Here is a 1,565-nt window from a genome sequence, read left to right on the forward strand (position 1 = left end):
CGGAGGACCCGATCCGTGGATGACCCGACCGTGGATGACCCGACCGTGGAGCGCATTGCGGCCGAGCTGCGCCAGGCCTCGTTCGCCGTCCAGGTGGTCGCGGACATCGTCCGCTGGAAGGCCGGTAAGTTGCTCGGCAACCTGGCCTACAACCTCGATGCGCTCTACGCGCCCAGCGAGCTGCGCGACGCGGTGTCAGCCGCGCTGGTGGACGAGGCCCGGGTGGTGTTCGCCGCTGCCGGGATCGAGGCCGCCGACGTGCAGGCGAGCAGCGGCCTCGACCTGTCCCAACTGGTCGTGCACGACGTCCCCGGTCACCAGCGGCAGGGCAGTTCCACCTGGCAGAGCCTGGCCCGCGGCGGCTCGGTCGAGTCGGACTTCCTCAACGGCGAGATCGTGCTGCTCGCCCGCCTGCACGGGCTGGACGCACCGGTCAACGCGGGGGTGCAGCAGCGGATCGCCACGGCGTCGCTCACCGGGACGCCTCCCGGCGGTCTCGACCAGGCCGACCTCGCGGCCCTGCTGGCGTCGGCGGGCCGCGGCCTGGCAAGTCACGGTCCGGCAAGCTCCGACGCGGCAAGCTCTGGCTCAGCAAGCTCCGGCTCGGCAGGCCGCGGTCCGGCGAGCGCGAGCGAAGCCGGCGGGACGGGCGGCGGGCCCATCGGCCAGCACAGCGATCGGCGCAGCGATTCCAGCCGGTCCAGCCGGCCTGCGGTCCTCGTCAACGCCAAGCAGTTGCATGACGAACTGCTGTCGGCCACACCGCCGCTGCTGCTCGACGTCCGCTGGGCTCTCGGCGATCCACATGGCCGTGACCACCACCGTGACGGTCACCTGCCGGGCGCGGTCTACGTCGACCTCGACACCGAGCTCGCCGCGGCGCCGGGCGGGACCGCCGGACGGCATCCGCTCCCCGACGTCGAGGCACTGCAACGGTCGGCCCGGGACTGGGGGCTGACCGCCGGGCGGCCGGTCGTGGTCTACGACGACAACGGGGGACAGTCGGCAGCCCGGGCGTGGTGGCTGCTGCGCTGGGCGGGAGTGGACGACGTGCGCATCCTCGACGGCTCCCTGAACGCCTGGCGGGAGGCCGGCTTCGAGCTCGAGGCCGGCGAGAGCGTCCCGGTACCCGGAGACGTCGTGCTCACCGCGGGACACCTGCCGGTGCTCGACGCCGACGACGCCGCCCGGGTGGCTCGCGTGGGCGTCCTGCTCGACGCCCGCGCGCCGGAGCGTTACCGCGGCGAGGTGGAGCCGATCGACCCGCGCGCGGGGCACATCCCGGGCGCGGTCAGCGCGCCGACCGGGGAGAACCTGGACGGCAACGGGCACTTCCTGTCCCGGGAGCTGTTGCACGCCCGGTTCGCGGCACTCGGTGTCGGTGACTCGCAGCCCGTCGGGGTCTACTGCGGATCCGGGGTGACAGCGGCCCACCAGATCGCCGCGCTCGCCGTGGCCGGGATTGATACCGCGCTGTTCCCGGGCTCGTGGTCGGCATGGTCGTCCGACCCCGACCGCCCCGTCGCCACCGGTACCGGTACCGGTACCGGTACCGGTACCGGTAC

Annotated in this window: 1 protein-coding gene; it reads left to right on the plus strand. The window is 73.6% G+C overall.

Going from position 1 to position 1,565, the window contains the following annotated elements; all coding sequences use genetic code 11:
• Positions 1-15 precede the first annotated feature (15 nt).
• A partial coding sequence (locus DD1DGNOD_RS27905) for a rhodanese-like domain-containing protein (RefSeq protein WP_430827786.1) occupies positions 16-1,565 on the plus strand: 1,550 nt, incomplete at its 3' end.

Origin of the sequence: Candidatus Protofrankia californiensis (assembly GCF_900634765.1) — a bacterium.
Classification (GTDB): domain Bacteria; phylum Actinomycetota; class Actinomycetes; order Frankiales; family Frankiaceae; genus Protofrankia; species Protofrankia californiensis.